Genomic DNA, 21,841 nt, shown 5'->3' on the forward strand with positions numbered 1-21,841 from the left:
TCCCGTTGTCAGCGAGCGCCGCTAGCTCAACTGGCAGAGCAGCGGACTCTTAATCCGCGGGTTCGGGGTTCGAGTCCCTGGCGGCGCACCAACGATCAAGGCCTCGACCGGGCGTTCCACGCCGGTCGGGGCCTTTTTCGCGTACGCGGGTGCCGGTGCGGCGGGGTGATCGTCAGTGGGTGGAACGCCGCGGTTGTCAAACGGGCCGGAAGGCACCCATGACGTTCCACCGGGGCGCGGCCCAGCCTGGTGGCGGGGTGGAAACCGGCCCGGGGGTGCGCCTTGTGCCGCCGCCCTAAGCTGATCATGGTCGTGCGGCCATGATGGACGGTCGGGCGACGACGATGAGAATGGGAGAAGACATGAAAGCCTTCCGACGGCCGCGGATCCGCAGCCTCGTCGCCGCCACCTCGGTCGCGGGCGCCCTGGTGCTCGGTCTGGGCGCGCCCGCGTACGCGGACTACTCGAGCCCGACCTACTCGACCCTGAAGGCCTGCAACGACGCCCGGCCCAAGTACCAGTCGTCGTGGACGAAGCCCCAGGCGTGCCGCCCCATGTACAACTGGGACGGCACGAAGGTGATCGGGTACGCGTTCCTGGTGATCACCCGGGCCTGATCGGCATCCGCCTGCGGTACCTGACGCCAGGGAGGGATCGTGTCCGCTGAGGCCACCGGCAGCTCGGACACGATCCTCGTCTGCATCCGGGGCAACTCCGGCTCGGGCAAGAGCAGCATCGCCCGCGAGCTGCGACGCCGGCACGGCCGGGGGTGCGCCCTCGTCGAACAGGACTACCTGCGCCGCATCGTCCTGCGCGAACGGGACAAGGCCGGCGGCGTGGCCCCCGCGTTGATCGAGCAGACCGTCCGGTTCGCCCTCGACCACGGCTACCACGTGGTCCTGGAAGGCATCCTGTACACCGGCCGCTACCGCGACGTGCTGACCTCGCTGCGCGACGGCCACCGGGGGCGGTCGCTGTTCTGCTACCTGGACGTGTCGCTGGGCGAGACGCTGCGCCGGCATCTGACCCGCCCGCAGGCGGGTGACTTCACCGCCGAGCAGATGAGCGGCTGGTACGCCGCGCACGACGTCCTGGGCTGGCCCGGCGAACTCGTCCTCCCGGAGACCACCGGCCTGGACGAGGCGGTCGAGGCGATCGTGGCCGTCTCCGGGCTGCCCCAGGACGGGCGCGACGACGACAGACGCTAGCCGGCGTCACTTGCCCTTCCGGTTACCGCAAGGGGCAGTCTGGGGTCATGTTGTCGATCAGCGAGTTCAGCCAGATGTGTCACCTGTCGCCGCAGGCGCTGCGCTTCTACCACGCCGAAGGGCTGCTCGTGCCCGCCGAGGTCGACGGGCGGACCGGCCACCGCTCGTACGCCTTCGACCAGGTGGAACGGGCTATGCTGATCACCCTGCTGCGGGACACCGGGATGAGCGTCAAGCTGGTCCGGCGTGCCCTCGACGAACCGGACCAGGCGATCGCCCTGCTCGACCGGCACAGCGACGAGGTCAGCCGGCAACGGCAGGCTCAGGCAGACGCCATCGCGGCGGCCCGCGCCGTCTTCGAGGCGCAGCCCGAACCGCGGTTGCGGCACGTGCCGGCCACGACAGTGGTGGCGCGGCTCGTGCCCGGCACACCGCTGGGCCGGGACGCGCAGGAGTGGGACCGGGCCGAGGAGATCATCACGGCGGCGGCGGCCGACCTGGTCACCACGGTGCGGCAGGCTGGCGTCACCTGCCTGGGTGAGCCGTGGCGGACGCTGGCGCTGGAGACACCGGAACAGGACCGGCGGGTACTCGACGGCACCGGGCCGTTCTGGACGGTCAAGGTCGCGGTGGATGGCATCCCGGAGACGCTGCCGTCCCTGCCCGCCGACCTGATCGTGCAGACGCCCGACGCCCACGACGAGCTGTCCGTCTTCGTGCCGGGCCGCAACACGATGGCCAAGTACTGCACAGTGGTCCTGCGCCTGCTCGACGCCGTCCCGCCCGACGGCGACCGGTTCGTCAACCTCGCGCGTCTGCGCCAGGAGGTGCGACCCGACGGCGTACTGAGCAGCGCCCCTGTCGAACGCCGACCGGAGTGACCCACGGAGGACCTCAGCGCTGAACCGGTCCGCAGCCCGGATATCAGAACGTCGACCAGACCCTGACGATCGGTGCCGCATTGCTTTCGACTGGTAATCGTCTTCGCCGATTACCTCGCTCGCGTCCGCATGATGATCACCAACGCGTCACTCCGCGGACCAGGGCGATCCCGATGCCCGAATGCGGCGAATATCGCTCGATGTTCTGACGATACGAATCGTCTTTACGCGGTCACTGTTCGGCGCTCCGTGCTGGACCGATGACCTGCCCGAGCGGTTGGCGTGACGCCCTCCGCCGCCATTTCGGTGTGTCCATGAACCTGAGTGGTCCGGCACGGCCTCCCTATGGACGAGGGCCGCATCGGCTGATTGTTCGATCAATGGCGACTACGCCGTGTCATATTCGAAGATGACGATGCATGAAAATGGTTCGCAATGGTGAAGTGGTCCGCGCGGGGTCAGTTGACTGCGGCAACCATCTACTGATCTGCGGTTTTGAAGATCGACCGGGCCGCCCGGCGTCGCCACTCGTGGATGCGGCAGCCGCCGTGAGTTCCAATGTGGAGGACGAGTTTGATCACTGAGCGTGTTGACCTGTCGATCGGATGTCCATTTCGGCGTGATCCGTCCTGACGGAACGTGTCCGGCCTTGTGCGCTGAGGCAGGACGCCCTTAGAGTCCCGCTCGCACAACTGGAAAGCACACGGGGGAGGGTTTGTGGCACGTCGAGTGACGGCCACTGTCCGTTCGTGCCTGGCTGCGGGCGTCGCCGTACTGACGGCGGCCGCGTTGGCGGGCGTACCGGGAGAACCGGCGGAGTTTCTCGCCGCTGGACCGGACGGCGTGACAGGCGGCGTGGAGAGCCGGACCGATGAAGCGGTGTCCCTTCGGGCCGCCCGCGAGTCCGGCAAGCCTGTGCAGGTCAAGAGCCTCACGTCGGAGACGACAGAGGTCTACGCACTGCCGGACGGTCAGTTCCGGGCCGAGCTTTCGGTCGGCGCGAGCCGGATCCGGCGCGGTGACCAGTGGGTTCCGGTCGATCTGACCCTGCGCAAGGGCGCGGACGGGCGGATCGCCGCCATCGCGCACCCCTTCGATCTCGTCGTCTCCGGCGCGCAGCCGAGCGGTACGCCGGAGCTGGCCGTCCTCGGCCACGGAGCGGACCGTCTCGCGGTCGGCTGGGCCGGCCGGCTGCCCGAGCCCAAGCTGGACGGCGGACGGGCCACCTATGTCGACACGCTGCCCGGGGTGGACCTGGTCGTCGAGGCGACCCGCGCCGGGATGGAGGCGTTCTTCGTCGTCAAGGACCGCAGCGCCGTGAAGCAGGTCGCCCGCCTCACACTGCCGATCACCGGGCCGAACGCCGCCCGGGCGGTCCGCGACGCCAGCGGCAACACCGCCATCGAGGACGCCGCCGGCCGGGTGGTCGCGCACACCCCCGCGCTGCGAATGTGGGACGCGCGGGTCGACACGCTCGGCAACCCCATCGCCGAGACGGCTGTCGCATCCACGATCGCCCCCGCCGCCGAGGCCCGTGGAACCGGCGGGCTCGACCTGACGCTGACCCCGGACCTGCGCTGGCTGAACGACTCCAAGCGGGAGTACCCGATCGTCATCGACCCGACGATCAACCCGCTGTACACCACCTTCGACACGTACATCCAGGCCGGCGACACGGTCAACCGGGGCGGCACCGACGACCTCCGGCTCGGCCGGCTCGGTCCGACCGGACCCGTCACCCGGTCCTTGCTGCGCTGGGACACCGAGGCCCTCGTCGGCAAGCAGATCACCTCCGCCACCGTCTCGTTCTGGAACTGGTGGTCGCCCCTGTGTGAGGGCCGGTCGTGGGAGCTCTGGACCGTGGGTGCGGTGGCCGACGACATGATCTGGGACACCCAGCCGACGTGGAACAACCAGGAGGCGACCACCCTCGCCACAGCCGGCTTCGACACCAGCTGCAACGACGCCTGGATCGGGATCAGCGGGACCACGTTCTTCCAGCGCGCGGCGAACGCCGGTGACACCCGCGCCGACATGGGTCTTCGGGCCACCGACGAAACCGATTCGAAGTCCTTCAAGCAGTTCCGCTCCCGCAACGCCGCCGTCAGTACCGAGGTGCCCAAGGCCAGCGTCACCTACAACTCGCGGCCGACCGTGACGGCCCGGTCGACCGTCCCCGCCACCACCTGCGCGACCGGCTCGGGCCGTCCCCTCGTCAACACGCTGACGCCGCAGCTCAAGGCCACCGTCGCCGACGGCGACGGCACCGCGATGACGGTCACCTTCGAGTGGTGGGCGATGAACGCGGAGAAGGCGATCGGTTCCGCGTCGTCCAGCAACGTCGCCTCCGGCGCCACGGTGGCGGCGACCGTTCCCGCCGGCGCCTTCGTCGACGGCGGTATCTACCGCTGGCGGGTGAAGGCCGCCGACGGCGTCTCCGGCAGCGACGTCTGGTCGTCGTTCTGCGAGATGCAGGTGTACACCACTGCCACTCCGGTCACCGGATGCACCGGCGGAACGGACAGCGACTTCAACGGCGACGGCGTCGCCGACATCGCGATCGCCGACCCGGAGGCCACTGTCAACGGTCAGATCCGTGCCGGCCGGATCAACGTCACGTACGGCGGCAGCACCACCGTGCACACCTTGCACGAGGGCGGCGCGAACATGCCCGGTGCAGCCGAGGCGGGTGACCGCTTCGGCACGTCGATCGCCGCGTACGACGCCAACAACGACGGGTGCACCGACCTGGCGGTCGGCGTGCCGAACCAGGCCGTCAGCGGCCAGGCCCAGGCCGGTGTCGTCTACGTGCTGTTCGGATCACCCGCCGGCCTCGCGCAGGGCCCGCCCGCCGTCTGGTACCACCAGGACAGCGCCAACGTCCCCGACGCGGCCGAGGCGTACGACTGGTTCGGCTTCGCCGTCGCCGGCAGCCGGACGGCCGGCGGTGAGCCGTACCTCGTCATCGGCGCGCCCGGTGAAGGGCTGACCGGCGGTGCGCTGGCGGGCATCGTCCACTACCTCCGAGGCAACGTCAACGTGGCGATGTCCCAGGGCAGCGGCATCCCGGGCGCGGCCGAGATCGACGACCGAACGGGCTATGCGGTGGCCGCCTCCACGTACCACTGGGCGGTCAGTTCCCCGGGCGAGGCGATCGGCACCGAGGCCTTCGCCGGATCGGTGAACGTCTTCAGCCACACGCTGAGCAACGGGCTGCCGACCCTCGCCGCCGGCCTGGAGCAGAACGTCGCCAACGTCTCGAACGACGCCGAGGCCAACGACAACTTCGGCAAGTCGATCTCGATCGCGCCGTACCGGCCCGTCGGTGCTCCCGCCGGCCAGGCCGACTCGCTGGTCGTCGTCGGTGTGCCGGGTGAGGACCTGGTCGTCGCGGCCACAAACACCCCGGCACCGGACGCCGGGCTGGTGCACCGGTTCCACGTCACGGCTGCGAACACCTTCACCGAACTGCCCGCGATCACGTACGCCTCGGAGGACGGTGACTACCTCGGCGAGAAGGTCGTGGTGGTGAACACCTCGCCGGGCAGTGAGGGCACCAACGCGACGATGTTCGTCGCGATCGGCGTGCCGGGTGAGGACGCGGGCACGTCGGTGGCCGACTCCGGACGGGTACGTATCTTCCCGGCGCTGGCGAATCCGATCGGCACCCCGACCACGCTGCACCGGGAATCGGGCGGCATGCCGGGGACGGCCGGCGCCCAGGAACTGGTCGGCGCCTCGCTCTCGGCCACCTCGGAGCGGCTCTACGTGGGCACCCCCTACGGCACCGACGCCGTATACGGGTTCACCTGGTCCGATCTGAAGGCGGGCAACACGGTCCCGAGCATCACCTGGCAGCCGGGACAGGGCGGTCTCCCCACCGGGCACAGCGCGTTCGGGGCGGCGATCAGCTGATGAAGACCATCGACATGAGCAGTTATCCAGCGGGGGAGGACCAGAGGGTGGCCCGTCGTACGAGAAAACGGGGCCGGGTGTTCACGCTCGGCCTCACGCTCGGCCTCGCCGGCCTGATGTCCACAGCGGTGTTCGTCCAGCCGCCGGAGGCGGCGCCGCGCACCGCCGCGGCCTCCGAGGACCTCGTCCGGGACACCGAGGCCGAGGCGCTGGTGGCCGCGAGGGCACTCAACCAGCCGGTCGAGGTGCTGGCGCACCGCACCGAGTACCGCGACGTCTTCGCGCAGCCGGATGGCACGCTCATCGCCAACGGCCACACCCAGCCGGTGCGGGTCACCCAGGGAGACGCCTGGGTGCCCGCGGACTCGACCCTGGTGGTCCAGCCCGACGGCTCGTACGGCCCGGCCGCCGCGCTGCTCGGCATGCAGCTCTCCCAGGGCGGCACCGCGCCGCTGATGGTGGTCACCCGGGACCAGAAGAGCATGACTCTGACCTGGCCGCACGGGCCGCTTCCCGCCCCCGTGGTCGAGGAGAGCAAGGCGACCTACCCGAACGTGTTCCAGGATGTCGACCTGGTCACGAACGTCACCGTCGAGGGCTTCTCGCACGTACTGGTGGTCAAGACGCCGGAGGCGGCCAATCTGCCGGAACTCCAGAACCTCCGGCTCGGGGTCACCGCGGTGGGCCTGACCATCGAGGAGACGGCCGAGGGTGGCGTGGTGGCCCTGGACCCGGTCACCGACAACCCGGTCCTGGAGGCGGACGCGCCGACCATGTGGGACAGCGGAAGCCAGGAGGGGGGCGATGCGGCCGCGGCGCGGTCGCTGGACGCCTCGTCCACCGACCCGGGCGCGGCCTCGGCCGAAGGGCCGGGCGACACGTCGGAGGTGGCTCCGGTCGGCCTCGACTACTCGGACAACACCCTCACCCTCATCCCGGACCGGTCCATGCTCACCGATCCGGGGGCCTCGTTCCCGCTGTACATCGACCCGGTCTGGCAGAGCAGCACCAACAGCGCCTGGGCGATGGTGGACAGCGGCTACCCCAACGAGGAGTACTGGAAGTTCGACGGCAAGCGGCACGAACGGATCGGCCTCTGCCCCAGTTCCTGCAACAACTCGAAGATCAAGCGCCTGTTCTACCGGCTCGCCACGCCCTACTCGGGCAAGACGATCCTGGAGGCCACCTTCCGGGTCACCCTGCAGCACGTCTACAACTCGACCGCCCGGGCGGCGGCGCTCTACCTGATGCCCTCCGGGATCACCTCCTCCACCAACTGGAGCAACCAACCCGGCGGCTCGGGCTGGTCCGGAGCGACGCACCTCGCCACCAGTTCACCGACCAAGACGCAGGCCACCTGTACCTCCACCAACCAGAACACGGAGTGGAACGCGAAGGCCGCGGTGCAGCAGGCGGTGACCAAGGGCTGGAGCAACGTGACCCTCGGCCTGCGGTCGGTCAGTGAGAGCGACTCGACGCACACCAAGCGGTTCTGCGACAACGGCGTCCTCTCGGTCCGCTACAACCGGGCGCCGGTGATCGCCAACCTCAACGAACTCACCATGTCCCCCGGCGGGCAGTGTGTGTACGGTTCCGGTGCGCCCTACGTGGACGTGCCGCCGCGGCTGAACGCGGTGCTGCGGGACCCGGACCACTCCTCGGCCCACACCGAGCAGATCAAGGCCGAGTTCAAGGTGACCTGGACGCCGGCCGGCGGGACGTTGCAGACGCGCTCGTACACCACTCCGCTGAAGGCCAGCGGATCGGTCTTCTCGTACACGGTCCCGAGTGACATCGCGCAGAACGTCCCCATCTCCTGGGAGGTACGGGCCAGCGACAACACCAGCTGGGGTCCGTGGAGCAGTGAGGGCTCGCGCAACGTCTGTCAGTTCCTCTACGACAAGACCAGCCCCAGCGCGCCCGACGTCGACTCCGCGGTGTACCTGCCGCAGGACGCGGCCGACAACGGGACGGCGAGCGCGTCGAACTGCATCGAGAGCGACGAGTGGCTGGGTTCGATCGGTGTGCCAGGCAACTTCGTCTTCGACTCCGCCGCAACGGACGTGGTGGAGTACCGGTACGGCTTCAACACCAACCCGGCGCCGGGCGTGAACGTGCTTCGGCCCACGACCGACGGCGGGCCGGTCACCCTGCCGAACTGGTACCCGGACAAGGAGGGCCCGCGGACGATCAACGTCCAGGCCGTCGACCGGGCCGGCCGTTCGAGCAGCATCGCCTCGTGCACGTTCCGGGTCGGCAAGCGGCCGCCGACCGCCCAGTGGTCGCTCGGCGAGGTCGCGGGCGAGGACGGCGCCGGCGACGGGCTCGGTGACAACGACGCGACGGCCGGATCCGGCGTCACGTTCGGGGTCGAGGGTCCGGGTGGGACGTCCGACACCGCCGCCCGCTTCGACGGGACGGCCGACGCCCACCTCACGACCAGCAAGCCGGTCCTGACCGACACGTCGGCGAGCTTCGCCGTCACCGGCTGGTTCAAGGTCGACGATGCCGGCCGCCGGCAGGTGGCGGTCAGCCAGGACGGCACCGGTGAGCCCGGGTTCGCGCTGGGCGTCGAGGGCGGATCCTGGTTCTTCCGGATGCCGGTCAACGACGTCAACTCACTGGGCCGCTGGCAGGTCGACGGTGCGGCGGCCACCACGGGTTGGACGTACGTGACGGCCATCTTCGACGGGACGAAGAAGGAGATGTCGCTCCAGATCGGGAACAACGCCCCGCGCATCGCCCAGCGCAGGTCGCTGACCAAGGCGCGCGGTCCGCTCCAGATCGGCCGTGTGCTGACCAAGAGCGGTTACGCCGACAACTGGGAAGGGGCGATGGCGGACGTCTCCGTCTTCGACCGGCTGATCATCGCCGACGAGGTCACCGGCCTGCAGAAGACGGCGCCGAGCCGCAAGGCGTACTGGCGGTTGAACGCGGAGACCAACAAGGTCAGCCCCGAGGAACGCGGTGGCGCGGGACTCACTCTGGGCAGCGGTGCGACGGTCTTCAAGCACCCGGTCCTGTCCCTGCTCGGCGGTGGTCACCTCGCGCTGACCGGTAACGCGGACAGCTACGCCAGCACGTCGACCAACGCGGACATGGCGGGCAGTTTCTCGATCAGCGCCCGGGTCAAGCTGACCAGCAACTGTGCGGGTACCCCGATGACCGTCTTCTCGCAGAAGGGCACCAACGGCAGTTCGGTCGTCGTGCGCTGCAACAACGCCGGGCAGTGGGAACTGGCGATGGCGAGCACCGACACGGTGGCGCCGGAGTGGACCACGAAGGCCACGGATGAGGCGCCGAAGCTCGTCGGCAAGGGTGACCACCTGACCCTCGTCTACAACGGCTACGCCCGCGAAATGGCCCTGTACGTCAACGGGTCCTTCACCGAGGCGATCCAGCTGGTGTCGCCGTTTGTCGCCACCGGTGGGGTGCAGCTGGGCCGCGCCTGGCTCGACGGCGCCTTCAAGGAGCACCTGTCCGGCGCCGTCGACGACGTCCGGGTCTACGACGGCGTGGCCGACAAGGTCCTGATCGAGAAGCTCAACGTCCAGGTCCGCGAACAACTCTCGCTCTGACGTGACAGGCGGTGGGTCCGCCCGCTCCCGGGCGGGCCCACCGGCACGCGAGACCTTTCCCCGTTCTTCTCCCCCAACCCCTGGAGGGGTGATGTTCTCCCGACTCCTGGTCCGGTCCGGCGGGTTCGTCCGCCACACCGTACGACCGGTTTCCTGGGCGATGGCCGGTGTCATGGCCGCCGGCTTCATCCAGATCGCGACCCCACCCGCCTCGGCCGAGGCGAAGCCGAACCGTCCGTCGACCTCGGACGCGTCCAAGGTCCTGCCCAAGCGCGACCCGCTGCCGGCCAAGCCGAAGGCGGCCAACCCGGCGGTGGCCGCAGCCTCCACCGCCCCGGCGAAGGTCACCTGGCCCGCCGCCGGCGCCGCGGACATCACCGTGCCGGCGCCCGCGTCGGCCCGGTCCACCGCCGGTACGTCGAAGGCCCCGGCGGCCACCGCCAAGATCGGTGGCCTGCCGGTCGCGGTGTCGGCCGCGCCCGCCGCCGCGGCCGCCGCGGCGGACTCGGCCCGTCCGGCCTCCGCTCCCGGCAAGGTACGCATCGAGGTGCTCAACCGGAAGGCCTCGGAGAAGGCCAAGGTCGACGGCCCGATCGTCCGGCTCAACCGGGCCGACGGTCAGGCCGCTGCCAGGAACGTCCGTCTCGACCTCGGCTACGGCGGGGTCGCCGGTGCGTTCGGTGGCGACTTCGGCGCCCGGCTGCGGCTGGTCCGCCTGCCCGAGTGCGCGCTGACCACGCCGGAGAAGGCCCAGTGTGCCCCGGTTCCGCTACCGACGACGAACGACAGCGCCGCCGAGACGCTCTCCGCCGAGGCGGGCACCGGGGCGCTCTTCGCCATGACCGCCACCGACTCCTCCTCGCAGGGCGACTACGGCGCGACGAAGCTGTCCCCGTCGTCGAAGTGGTCGGTGGCCCCCTCCACGGGTGGTTTCTCATGGAGCTACCCGCTGCGGAGCCCGCCGGTGCCGGGCGGCGGCGCGCCGCCGATCGCGCTTGCCTACTCGTCGCAGTCGGTCGACGGCCGGACCGCGACGACAAACAACCAGGGCTCGTGGATCGGTGAGGGCTTCAACTACGAGCCCGGGCACATCGAGCGCCGGTACAAGCCCTGCTCGGACGACGGGCACGACCAGTACGCCGACCAGTGCTGGGCGTACGACAACGCGACCATCCTGCTCAACGGCAAGTCGACGGAACTGGTCAAGACCGGTGACACCTGGCGGTTCGGGACCGACGACGGCTCGAAGGTCGAGCGGCTCACCGGCGCGGTGAACGGTGACAACGACGGCGAGTACTGGCGGGTCACCACCACCGACGGCACGCAGTACCACTTCGGCCTGAACCGGCTTCCCGGCTGGACCTCCGGCAAGGAGGAGACCGGCTCGGCCTGGACCGTGCCGATCTACGGCGACGACTCGGGCGAGCCCTGCTACAACGCGACGTTCACGTCGGCGTACTGCGACCAGGCGTGGCGTTGGAGCCTCGACTACGTCAAGGACCGCTACGGCAACGTCACCTCGTACTTCTACGAGAAGGAGATCAACTACTACGCCCGGGGCAAGAAGACCGACGTCAACGGTGTTCCGTACGTCCGGGGCGGCTGGCTCAAGCGGGTCGACTACGGCCAGCGGCACGAGGCCGTCTACACGACCAACGCCCCCGCCCGGGTGCGCTTCGAGACCAAGGAACGGTGCCTGCCGTCCGGCAACGTCGACTGCGACCCGCAGGATCTGAACAACACCACCGCGCCCTACTGGCCGGATGTGCCGTTCGACCGGAACTGCGCCAAGGACACCAAGTGCAAGCTCGACCAGATCACCCCGACGTTCTGGACCCGGGCCCGGCTGACCGGCATCACCACCGAGATCCGCGAGGGCACCGGCTGGACGCCGGTGGACAACTGGAAGCTCGACCACCTGCTCACCGACAACGGTGACGGCTCGCGGACCCTCTGGCTCCACAAGATCACCCACACCGGCCTCTACGGGCCAGGCGCCGACATCGCCATGCCGTCGGTCGAACTGGGCGGTCTGCAACTGCCCAACCGGATCGACCGCGACGGCGACAACATCGCCCCGCTGGTCCGTTTCCGGCTGGCGACCGTGTGGACCGACGCCGGTGGTCAGATCGACGTCAACTACGCCAGCCCGGACTGCACCAAGAGCACGCTGCCCACACCGGGCAACAGCACCAGGCGCTGCTACCCGGTGAAGTGGAACCCGCTCGGCAGCGGCGACCCGATCACCGACTGGTTCCACAAGTACGTGGTCGAGCAGGTCGTCGAGACCGACCGCACCGGCGGGGCGCCGGACATGGTGACCCGCTACCAGTACCTGGACGGCGCGGCCTGGCGGCACGCCGACCCGGACGGCATCTCCGACCCGAAGGACCTGACCTGGAGCGACTGGCGCGGTTACGGCCGCGTGATCGTCACGGCCGGCGACGGCCAGGTCCAGACGACCAAGACGGAGTACCGCTACCTGCGAGGGATGCACGGCGACAAGGATCCGGACGGCGGCACGCGTACCGTCAGCGTCGCCGACTCCACCGGCGGGAGCCACACCGATCACAACGAGTTCTCCGGCCACCAGTTGGAGAGCGTGGTCTACGACGGCGCCGACGCGGTCAGCAAGAGTATCGCCGTCCCGTGGCGGCACAACACCGCGACGGAGACCCACAGCTGGGGCAGCAAGAAGGCCTGGTTCATCAACACCACCACCGCCCGGAGCCTGGTCGCCCTGGCCGCCGGAGGGTGGCGGGAGACGAAGCAGACCTCGACCTTCGAGACCAGCTTCGGACGGGTGACCGAGACCGAGAACGAGGGTGACGTGGCGGTCACCGGAGACGAGGCCTGCAGCCGGACCACGTACGCCGACAACGCGGCCGCCCACCTGTACAGCCTGGTGTCGCGGGTCGAGTCGGTGTCGGTGGCGTGCTCGGCCACCCCCGATCGCAGCAAGCAGGTCATCTCCGACACCCGGACGCTCTACGACGGCAAGGCGTTCGGCGTCGCGCCGACGCTGGGCAACCCGACCCGGACCGAGCGGCTGAAGAGCCACAACGGCACGACGGCCACCTACATCCGCGCGTCGGAGGGCACCTTCGACGCGTACGGCCGGCCCTTGACCGCCGTCGACGCGCTGGGCCGGGTCACCAAGACCGTGTACACGGACACCAACGGCCTGACCACCAAGGTCAAGGAGACCAACCCGCTGGAGTTCGTCACCACCACCGACTACGCCCCGGCGTGGGGTGTGCCGGTCGCCCAGGTGGACCAGAACGGCCTCAAGAGCGTCCTGGAGTACGACGCCCTGGGCCGGCTGGCGAAGGTCTGGATGCCGGACCGGACGGGCGCCAGCGGGCTGGAGCCGAGCATCCGCTACAGCTACCTGGTCCGCACCGACAAGCCGGTCGCCATCAAGACCGAGCGGCGGCAGAACGACGGCTCCTACAGCGTCGAGTACAAGCTGCACGACGGTCTGCTCCGGCCCCGCCAGGTGCAGTCGGAAGGCCCGGACGGCACCCGTACGGTCGCCGACACCTTCTACACCGGCACCGGTCAGCTGGCGAAGACGTACGCGACGTACACGGTCGCGGGCGCGCCCACCGACGTGATCTACCCGGCCGTCAACGGTGACGTCAACGGCCAGACGCTGTACGTCTACGACGGCGCGGACCGGGTCACGGCGGAGATCTTCGCGGTCGCGGGCAACGAGAAGTGGCGCACCACGACCACCTACGGCGGCGACCGGGTTTCGGTCGACCCGCCGGCCGGCGGCACCCCGACGACCTCGATCACGAACGCCCTGGGCAAGACCACCGAACTGCGGCAGTACAAGGGCAGCGGTCCGACGGGCGACTTCGACAAGACCGAGTACACCTACACGCACGCCGGCCAGTTGAAGACGGTCAAGGACCCGGCGGGCAACGTCTGGACCCACGAGTACGACCAGCTGGGCCGCAAGACGAAGTCGACCGACCCGGACTCCGGCGCGTCGACGTTCGGCTACGACGACCTGGACCGGCTCACCAGCACCACGAACGTCCTCCAGCAGACGATCAGCACCAAGTACGACGAGATCGGCCGGAAGATCGCCGTCTACAAGGGGGCCGCCGACACCGGGGAACTGCTGAGCAGCTGGACGTACGACCTGGAGATGCTGGGCGAACTCTCCTCGACGAGCCGCTGGATCGACGGGCACGAGTACGCCACGTACTTCTCGATCTACGACGAGTTCTACCGGCCGCACGCCACCTACTACTCCGTGCCCGAGCACGCCGGTGCCGAACTGGCCGGCTTCTACACCTTCGGCACGGAGTTCAACCGGGACGGCACCGTCCAGTCGCTGAGCATGTCGGAGGGCGGTGGGCTGCCGTTCGAGACTGTCGCCTACACCTACGACAGTCTTGAGCGCCTGACCGCGGCGACCGGTGACGCCCCCTACCTGACCGACGTCGAGTACGCCGGCACCGGCGAGGTCCTGCAGACCGAGGCCCGGGTGGGCACCCGGAAGGTCTGGTCGACCTACGAGTACGAGCAGGGCTCCAAGCGGCTCACCCGGCTACGGCTGGACCGCGAGTCGGCTCCGGTCGTGGACATCGACGCCCGCTACACGTACGACCAGTCCGGCAACATCCTGCGGATCGCCAACAACCCGTCCGGGACGCAGGACACGCAGTGCTTCACGTACGACTACCTGCGCCGGATGGACCGGGCCTGGACGTCGGCGAGCACCGCGACCGACCCGTGCGCCGGCGGGCCCTCGGTCACCGGGGTGGGCGGCGTGGCCCCCTACCACCACGCCTACACCTTCGACGTCACGGGCAACCGCAAGACCGAGGTCCAGTACGGGACCAACGGCACTCCGCTCATCGAGCGCAGCTACACCTATCCGGCCGCCGGCCAGGCGCAGCCGCACACGCTGAGCCAGATGACGGAGAAGACCCCGCAGGGTGATCAGCTGTACTCGTACGAGTACGACGCGGCCGGCAACACGAAGAAGCGGACGAGGGCCGGCGAGGACCAGAACCTGGTCTGGGACGCCGAGGGCAACCTCGAGTCGGTCACCGAAGCTGGCAAGAAGACCAGTTTCCTCTATGACGTCGACGGCTCCCGGATGCTCCGCAAGGAGCCGGCCTCGACCACGCTCTACCTGCTGGGCATGGAGATCCGGCTGAACCACCAGACCCGGTCCACCGACGCCACGCGGTACTACGCGCTTCCGGGCGGCGGAAGCCTGGTCCGGAAGGTGGACGGCCTCCGGTACGTCGCGAACGACCACCACGGCACCGGCCAGGCAGTCGTGGACCAGAGTGGCGCTGTCACGCACCGGCGGATGACGCCGTACGGCGAGAACCGGGATGCCTCGCCAGGTCAGTGGCCGACGGAGAAGGGCTTCGTCAACGGGAACATCGATTCCACGACAGGCCTGGTCAACATCGGCGCGCGGGAGTACGACACGATCGCCGGCCGGTTCATCTCGGTCGACCCGATCATCGACGTCAACGACCCGCAGCAGATGAACGGGTACGCGTACGCCAACAACAACCCGATCTCGTTCTCCGACCCGGACGGTCTCAAGGCCTGTTCCGACGACGCCTGCGGGCCGGGCGCCGACTACGAGGACATGTACGGCAACTACCACAAGGTCAAGGGCCACAACGACGGCTGTGGTGGTTGCTCGGGCGCGTACGACCCGGACGAACCCACGATCAACGTCCACAACAACCCGCGGGCATCAGCGGACGAGCGGGCTGCGGCCGCGCGGGCGGCGGCGGAGAAGGAAAGGCAGCGGCGCATTGCCGCGGCCAAGGCGAAGATGCTCAACGCCGCCAAGGCCCTGGCGAAGATCCTGATGGACGAGTTGGGCATCACCGATGCCCTGGACTGCTTCCTCAAGGGCGACATGGGCGGCTGCCTGGCCACAGCAGCCAACGTCGCGGGCGCGGCGATCGGCGGCGCCCTGGGCAAACTCGCAGTCAGATACGGCGCCCCATGGAAGTGGAAGAAACTCGCCAACCTGACCAGCCGGGTCAAGGGCCTGCTCGGCGACCTGGTCGGCAGCGCCAGGGCATTCCTCAAGTGCAAGAACAGCTTCGTGCCGGGCACGTTGGTGGTGATGGCCGACGGGTCGCGCAAGCCGATCGAGGATGTCAAGACCGGCGACGTCGTGTTGGTGACCGATCCGGTGACCGGCAAGACGACGATCAAGCCGGTGGTGGCGACCATCATCGGTCAGGGCAGCAAGAACCTGGTCGAAGTCACCATCGATCCCGACGGTGACAGCGGCGACGCCGCGGAACGCGTGGTCGCCACCGACAACCACCCGTTCTGGGTGCCCGGCCTGGACGAGTGGGTAGAGGCCGCCGATCTGCGGGCTGGTCAGTGGCTGCGCACCTCGGCCGGCACGCACGTGCAGATCAGCGCGATCCGGCAGTGGACGGAACCGGCGCAGGTCCACAACCTCACGGTCGACGACATCCACACGTACTACGTGGTGGCAGGCGATAGCCACCTGTTGGTGCACAACTGCGGCCCCGATGTGCCCGCCGCGATCGTGGACAAGGCTGACGGTTACGATCTTCAGGCTAAGGCTAAGAGGTTCCGCGAAGACAACGGCATTGCCGAGAATCAGAACGTTGCGGTATTCGAGTACTCGACCTCCAGTGGTAGGAGTCGCACTATCACGATGGCGAACATTCCTCGAGGTACCGCCGGGCATCGGGGTGGCCTGCACAGCGAGATCCGCATTAACCGCGAGCTTGCACGGCGGGGTGTCGACCCGCTCAGTGTTACCCGCATTTACTCGGAGCGGATCCCCTGCCCCGTCTGCAACAAGTCGCTCAACAAGTACAAGAATGCTACCGTTTTTTGGGATCCTGAGTGATTCAACCCGAGGCTCCCTCGGGATGCCGGTCAGCTTGACGAAGCAGTAGGGTTGCAGGGCTTGCCGGAGCTTTCGCTCCGGCAAGCCCTGCTGTCGAAATAGCTTAGGAGCGAGAGAAGTATGTGGCTTGATCTGGTTGGGAGACTTGAGAATCCCGGGCCTGACTCTTTGGGGCACTTCTTGTCCGCGTGGTACGGACACTCGGCCTCGGGTGTCAATGAAGCTCCGATCCAGGAGTTGCCGGAAGTGCTTACCAGCTGTTACGAGTTGGTCGGGGCTGACCTCAGCTCCTACACCAGCTATTATCGCTTCTTGGCCTCGAGCGAACTCGTTGTCGATGGCGAACATACAATTTTCTGTCGCGGGCCTGCCGGGGAGACCTTCGAGTGGGCTTTCGTGGGAAGCGGGCTTGACCCGTATACGTACGAGCGGGAAGGGCCGGAGAGTTGGCGGCCCACTGGGCTGCTACTGTCAGAGCTCATTCTTTACATCTTCGTTTCCAGTGCCGTCTTTGGCGCTGATTGCGGTCTGGTCAACATGGCCCTTGATCGACGGGGCTTTGAATCAGTGGTGCGAGGGCTGCGACCGCTCGACCATCCGTTGTGGGCCTGGCCTGAGCCTGCCGTGCGGTTCTACCATTCTGAAGGCTTGTTGGCCCAGGCTGGCCACGATGATGGCGAGTTTGGTTACCAGGTAATTCTGGCGGCGTTGTCGGCGGACAAGCTCTCGCAGTTCAACGAGGTCGACTGGGAATGGGATTCACGGGAATGATGAATCAGTGCGGCGGCCTGCTGTGTTTGTGGCGATGGATCGAGGGGCGATCAGGGTCGCCGCCCTCCGCCTCAACCAGTCGGCGCAGTTCCTCAACTCCGTCACGCCATGAGATGCTCGTCATGGCGACATTTGACCGCTCAGTCATCGTGATCGGCAGGACAGAGCCGTAGCCACGACGGTCAGCGAGCCGGCCCGTCGCCGGACTCGGCGAGCTGCTTGAGGTTCAGCAACTGCCGGCGGGCCATCACCAGGTCGCCGAGGCATCCGCCGAGGGCGATCACCGGGTTCGTCCGCATCACCACCTTGAGCAGCAGGCGGGTGGTGTTCCCGGCGTCGGGCACCAGGACGTACGACAGAACCGCGCCCATGATCTCGCCGGTGAGGTGGTGTCCCGGCTCGACCGCGAGGATCCGGCCCCGTCGCCGCCCACCGGCAGTCGTGAACGCCTCGCCCACCACCGGCTCGGAAAGGTCCACCAACCGTTGCGGTGAACGGCGGCCGAGATTGTCGATCCAGTCGTACGAGTACGGCGCGAGCCGGATCTGGGCGACCCACGCCACACGGCGGAAGGTGGCGCGTCCACGCTCACCCCGCGCCAGGCCCGCAGGTTGGGCGCGGGAACGACGTCGTCGCACGGATACCGGCGACGTGTCTCGTCGTCGGAGACACCCCACCGGTCACCGAGCATCGGCCCGCCCCAGCACCAGCGTGGTTCGCAGGTCGAGCACGACGGTGCCGCCGAAGTCGTCGACCAGCCGGTCGAGGGCGGCGATCCCACGTCGTTGCTGCTCCGGTGTGCGGGACAGGTACGGCCCGAACGTGCGCATCAGCGCCAGGTAACGCTCCTTGTCAAGCGGCAGCTCCCGCCGGAACACCTCGCGGCGTACGTCGTCGAACTGCCCGCTGTCGAGGACGTCCCGGTGGAACCAGTCGACGGGCCGCTCCCGGACGGTCGGGTCGACGGATCGCAGCGCGGCCCGGACGGCGGCCTGCTGGGCGGCGTCGGCGTAGTCGTAGCGGTGCCCGAAGACGGCGAGGGTGCCGCCGGGCGCCAGGGCGCGCCGGGCCAGGGCGTTGCGGGTGGCCGGGGACAGCCAGTGCCAGACCATCGCGCAGGCGAGCACGTCCACCCCGCCGGTGGGTGGCGACCACCGCTCGAACGTCGTTGCCTCGATGCGCGCTTCCGGGAACCGCTCGGCCAGCCGGGCCGCCATTCGCGCGTCGGGCTCCACGCAGGTCAGGGGCGCACCGAGGCGGGCCAGCACCTCGGTGCCCTTCCCGGTACCCGCGCCGACCTCGACGACTGAGGCCGGGGTGCCGCCGTGGTAGGCGACTATCGACTCGGCGATCTCCGGCGGATATCCGGGCCGGGCGCGCTCGTACAGGTCGGCCACCGTGCCGAAGACATTCATCACCAGCAGGATACGGCTCCGACCGGTCCCCGACAGACCGCGCGGAAACCGGCCCACCCGCTTCTACAGTCCGCACCATGAGGTGGACCCTGCGGCTGGTGGCGGCGCTCGGCGTACTCGTGACCGCTCTGGCGACCGGGGCGGCGAGCGGCGCCGCGGCGCCCGCCGACGGCGGCCTCGGCCTGGCCCTGCGGCCCGGCCAGGCCGACTACCGCGCCGGGGACCAGGTCCGCCTCGATCTCACCGTCACGAACACCACCGGGTCGGCGTGCGCGCTCGCCACCGGGCCCGTCGGCACCGTGCAGATCACGGGGGTACGCCGGGACGGGCGCGACGTCGAGCCGACGCTGGCCCGCAGCTTCTTCGAGGACGGTATCGGTGCCACCGCCACCGCCGGCCTGACCACAGTGGAGCCGGGCGCGACCGCCGCCGTGGGATTGACCGGGGTACGGCTGCGCGACGGCGATGTCGTGTTCCGCTCGGTGGCCGCCACCCCGGACGGCGGTGGGCTGGACACGCTCTGGCCGGTCGGCGCACCCGGCCGGTACGAGGTGACCGCCGGCTACGTGACGCTGCCGGTCACCGGCGCGACGAACCCGTGCGCGGGCGCGAGCGCGCTGCGGACCACCACGTTCACCGTCTCCGACGACGGCGGTCCCGGACGGCGCTGGCTCTGGCTCGTCGGCGGGGGAGCACTCGCGCTGCTCGTCGTCGCGCTGGTCGTGCTGCTGCTGGTACGCCGACGACGCCGGCCGACAGCCGCCGCCGTGGCCCTGGTGCTGCTGATGGCCGTCGGCGCATACGTCGGCGGTGGTGCCCGGCCGGCGCGGGCCGACTACGGCGTCGACCCGACCGCAGGTGTCCCGGTCAGCGGCGTCGACTTCCAGGCGGCTGTCGACGGCTGCCTGGCCGGGTTCGCGCTACCCGGCGGCGACCCGTCCGGCCTGCTGCCCCGGCTGCGCGACAAGAAGAGTCCCCGCGTGCGGATCATCCCGACCACTGGTGGCTCCGGCGCGTTCGAGACGCCGGACAGCGCCGACGGAAAGGGCTCCTCGACCGTCACCTGGAACCCGACCTCCACCGACCCGTACGGCGACGGGGTGGCCCGCGACCCCTGCGCCGCGCTCTACCACGAGCTGAACCACGCCGACGACATCTCCCGCAACGCGGTGCCGCAGGGCGAGTGCGGCGGCACCGGCATCCGTACCGCCGAGGTGAAGGCGACGCTCGCGGAGAACCGCTACCGGGCGGCGAAAGGGCTGCCGCCGCGCACCGAGTACGACGGGAAGACGCTGCCGAAGAACCTCGACGAGTGCAAGAAGCCGGCCAAGAAGACGCCGCCGCCGAAGGGGCCGGTGAAGCTCTGCGAGGACGGCGTCGACTGCGGCGGCAGCAACGGCGACCCGCACCTGGTCACGTTCGACCGGGTCGCTTACGACTTCCAGGCGGTCGGCGAGTTCACGCTGGTCGCGTCCACCGGCGGCGACCCGCTGGAGGTGCAGGTCCGGCAGACCCCGATGTCCGGCACGCGTACCGCCTCGGTCAACTCGGCCGTCGCGTTCCGGATCGGCGCGCACCGCGTCGCGCTCACCCTCACCGACGGCGGCACCCGCGTCCACGTCGACGGCGCAGCGCCGGCCGCGCTGCCGGACCGCACCGACCTGGCCGGCGGCGGCACCCTCACCCGCCGCCCGTCGGACACCGGCCCCGCCGACGGGTACGACGTGACGTGGCCGGACGGGTCCGCGGCGGCGGTGGACCAGATCGGCCGCTACGGCTACCGAATCCTGGTGCGGCTGGCCGACGGGAGGGCCGGGAAGGTACGCGGACTGCTCGGCGACTTCGACGGCGACCCGGCCGACGACATCGCGCCCGCCTCCGGGGCGGCACTGGCACAGCCGGTGCCGTTCGCGAAGCTCTATCCCGCGTACGCGGACAGCTGGCGGATCACCAGGGACCGCTCGCTGCTGCACTACGACGACGGGCAGGACACCGGCACGTTCACCGACCGGGCGTTCCCGGAACGGGAGGTCACCGTCGGCGACCTCGACCCGGCCCGGCGCGCGGCGGCCGAACAGGTCTGCCGCTGGGCCGGCGTGACCGCGCCCGCCCAGCTCACCGAATGCGTCTTCGACGTCGCGGTCAGCGGCCGACCCGAGTTCGCCGTGGCCGGCGCGAGCACCGAACAGGTCGCCCCACCGGCCGCCGCCCCGATCACCGCTGTTCCTGTCGCCACCGCCACGCTCACCCCCGGCGGGGAGCCGCTGACGTTCGTCGCCCGCGCCGGGGACGCCGTCTTCGTCGACGCCACCGCGCCGGGCATCGGCGACCGCTGCTCGCCGTACGTGCTCACCGAACCGGGCGGACGGGAGATCGCCAGCGGCTGCAACATCAAGGGCGCCGGGTACGTCGACCGCGTCGACCTCACCGCCACCGGCACGTACGCGCTGCGGGTCACCGCCGCACCAGGTGACACCGGCCGCGCCGCCGTGCGGGTGTACACGGCCCAGGACAGCGACGGGACGCTGCAACCGAACGGCCCGGCGGTCACCGCCACCGTCGCGCAGCCCGGAGCGCGGGCCCGCTACCGGTTCACCGGGCGCGCGGGTGAGCGCGTCTACGTGGAGGTGCCGACGAGCACGCTCACCGACCAGTGCTCGCCGCTGGAACTGCGGGACGCCGAGGGGCGGCTACTGCGCAGCGGCTGCGTGATCAACGGCGTCGGTGAGATCGACGGCACGCCGCTGCCCGCCGACGGGACGTACACGGTGGTGGTCGACCCCACCGAACGCGGCACCGGCACGGCCACGCTGCGGGTCGTCACCAGCCGGGACCGGGGCGCGACGATCGCGCTCGGCGGGCCACCTGTCGTCGCCGTCGTGGACCGGCCCGGCACGATCATCGGCTACCGGTTCACCGCTGCGGCCGGCACGTCCGTGACGGTGAGTGCAACCGCCTCCGACCTGCCGGACCAGTGCGGCGTGCTGGCGCTGCGCGCGCCCGACGGCAGCACCGTCGGCAGCGGCTGCGTGATCAACGGGGCCGGTGAACTCGGGCCGACCGTGTTGCCGGCGTCCGGGGCGTACACCCTGGTGGTGGACCCGTCGGGGGCCGCGACCGGGCAGGTCACGCTGGCGGTGCGGTGAGGCCGACCCTGCCTTTCCGGGGTGGTGGGCGGGGTGCT

General features: G+C 69.7%; 10 protein-coding genes and 1 tRNA gene. 9 read left to right on the top strand and 2 right to left on the bottom strand.

Annotation, left to right across the window (positions count from 1 at the left end; genetic code table 11):
• Nucleotides 1-15 precede the first annotated feature (15 nt).
• From OC439_RS28265 to OC439_RS28300, 8 genes are all read left to right on the top strand, one after another.
• Nucleotides 16-91: transfer RNA gene (locus tag OC439_RS28265), tRNA-Lys, on the top strand.
• A 271-nt stretch (nt 92-362) separates the two neighbouring features.
• Nucleotides 363-617: a hypothetical protein gene (locus OC439_RS28270; RefSeq protein WP_262016088.1), complete on the top strand. Its 255-nt coding sequence runs from the start codon at nt 363-365 to the stop codon at nt 615-617.
• 39 nt (nt 618-656) lie between these two features.
• Entirely contained in the window at nt 657-1,208 is a 552-nt protein-coding gene (locus OC439_RS28275) for a kinase (RefSeq protein ID WP_262016089.1), read from the top strand.
• Between the two features lie 47 nt (nt 1,209-1,255).
• Nucleotides 1,256-2,089: a MerR family transcriptional regulator gene (locus tag OC439_RS28280; RefSeq protein WP_262016090.1), complete on the top strand. Its 834-nt coding sequence runs from the start codon at nt 1,256-1,258 to the stop codon at nt 2,087-2,089.
• 717 nt (nt 2,090-2,806) lie between these two features.
• Nucleotides 2,807-6,004 carry a DNRLRE domain-containing protein gene (locus tag OC439_RS28285; protein WP_262016091.1) on the top strand — a complete coding sequence of 1,066 codons (3,198 nt, stop codon included), beginning with the start codon at nt 2,807-2,809 and terminating at the stop codon, nt 6,002-6,004.
• A 116-nt stretch (nt 6,005-6,120) separates the two neighbouring features.
• A complete protein-coding gene (locus OC439_RS28290; RefSeq protein ID WP_262016127.1) occupies nt 6,121-9,582 on the top strand; it encodes a LamG-like jellyroll fold domain-containing protein in 3,462 nt (1,153 codons plus the stop codon).
• 91 nt (nt 9,583-9,673) lie between these two features.
• Nucleotides 9,674-16,471, top strand: coding sequence for a polymorphic toxin-type HINT domain-containing protein (locus OC439_RS28295; protein ID WP_262016092.1), 6,798 nt, complete (start codon nt 9,674-9,676; stop codon nt 16,469-16,471).
• Nucleotides 16,472-16,783: 312 nt separating this feature from the next.
• Nucleotides 16,784-17,242: a hypothetical protein gene (locus OC439_RS28300; protein WP_262016093.1), complete on the top strand. Its 459-nt coding sequence runs from the start codon at nt 16,784-16,786 to the stop codon at nt 17,240-17,242.
• Nucleotides 17,243-17,424: 182 nt separating this feature from the next.
• On the opposite strand, the gene OC439_RS28305 is transcribed toward OC439_RS28300, so the two are convergent.
• Together OC439_RS28305 and OC439_RS28310 are read right to left on the bottom strand one after the other, a co-directional pair.
• Nucleotides 17,425-17,805: a polyketide cyclase gene (locus OC439_RS28305; RefSeq protein ID WP_262016094.1), complete on the bottom strand. Its 381-nt coding sequence runs from the start codon at nt 17,803-17,805 to the stop codon at nt 17,425-17,427.
• Between the two features lie 117 nt (nt 17,806-17,922).
• Nucleotides 17,923-18,657, bottom strand: a complete 735-nt coding sequence (locus OC439_RS28310; RefSeq protein WP_262016095.1) for a class I SAM-dependent methyltransferase — start codon at nt 18,655-18,657, stop codon at nt 17,923-17,925.
• Nucleotides 18,658-18,734: 77 nt separating this feature from the next.
• On the opposite strand from OC439_RS28310, the gene OC439_RS28315 reads away from it, so the two are divergent.
• Nucleotides 18,735-21,803 (top strand): VWD domain-containing protein, encoded by a 3,069-nt coding sequence (locus tag OC439_RS28315; protein WP_262016096.1) that lies wholly within the window; start codon nt 18,735-18,737, stop codon nt 21,801-21,803.
• Nucleotides 21,804-21,841 lie beyond the last annotated feature (38 nt).

Origin of the sequence: Micromonospora sp. Mcm103, from assembly GCF_024519755.1 — a bacterium.
GTDB lineage: Bacteria > Actinomycetota > Actinomycetes > Mycobacteriales > Micromonosporaceae > Micromonospora > Micromonospora aurantiaca.

Bases quoted from the DNA above. Each gene is read 5' to 3' on its own strand.
- OC439_RS28295 (WP_262016092.1), top strand. From the start codon at position 9,674: ATGTTCTCCCGACTCCTGGTCCGGTCCGGCGGGTTCGTCCGCCACACC.
- OC439_RS28310 (WP_262016095.1), bottom strand. From the start codon at position 18,657: ATGAATGTCTTCGGCACGGTGGCCGACCTGTACGAGCGCGCCCGGCCC.
- OC439_RS28290 (WP_262016127.1), top strand. From the start codon at position 6,121: ATGTCCACAGCGGTGTTCGTCCAGCCGCCGGAGGCGGCGCCGCGCACC.
- OC439_RS28315 (WP_262016096.1), top strand. From the start codon at position 18,735: ATGAGGTGGACCCTGCGGCTGGTGGCGGCGCTCGGCGTACTCGTGACC.
- OC439_RS28270 (WP_262016088.1), top strand. From the start codon at position 363: ATGAAAGCCTTCCGACGGCCGCGGATCCGCAGCCTCGTCGCCGCCACC.
- OC439_RS28280 (WP_262016090.1), top strand. From the start codon at position 1,256: ATGTTGTCGATCAGCGAGTTCAGCCAGATGTGTCACCTGTCGCCGCAG.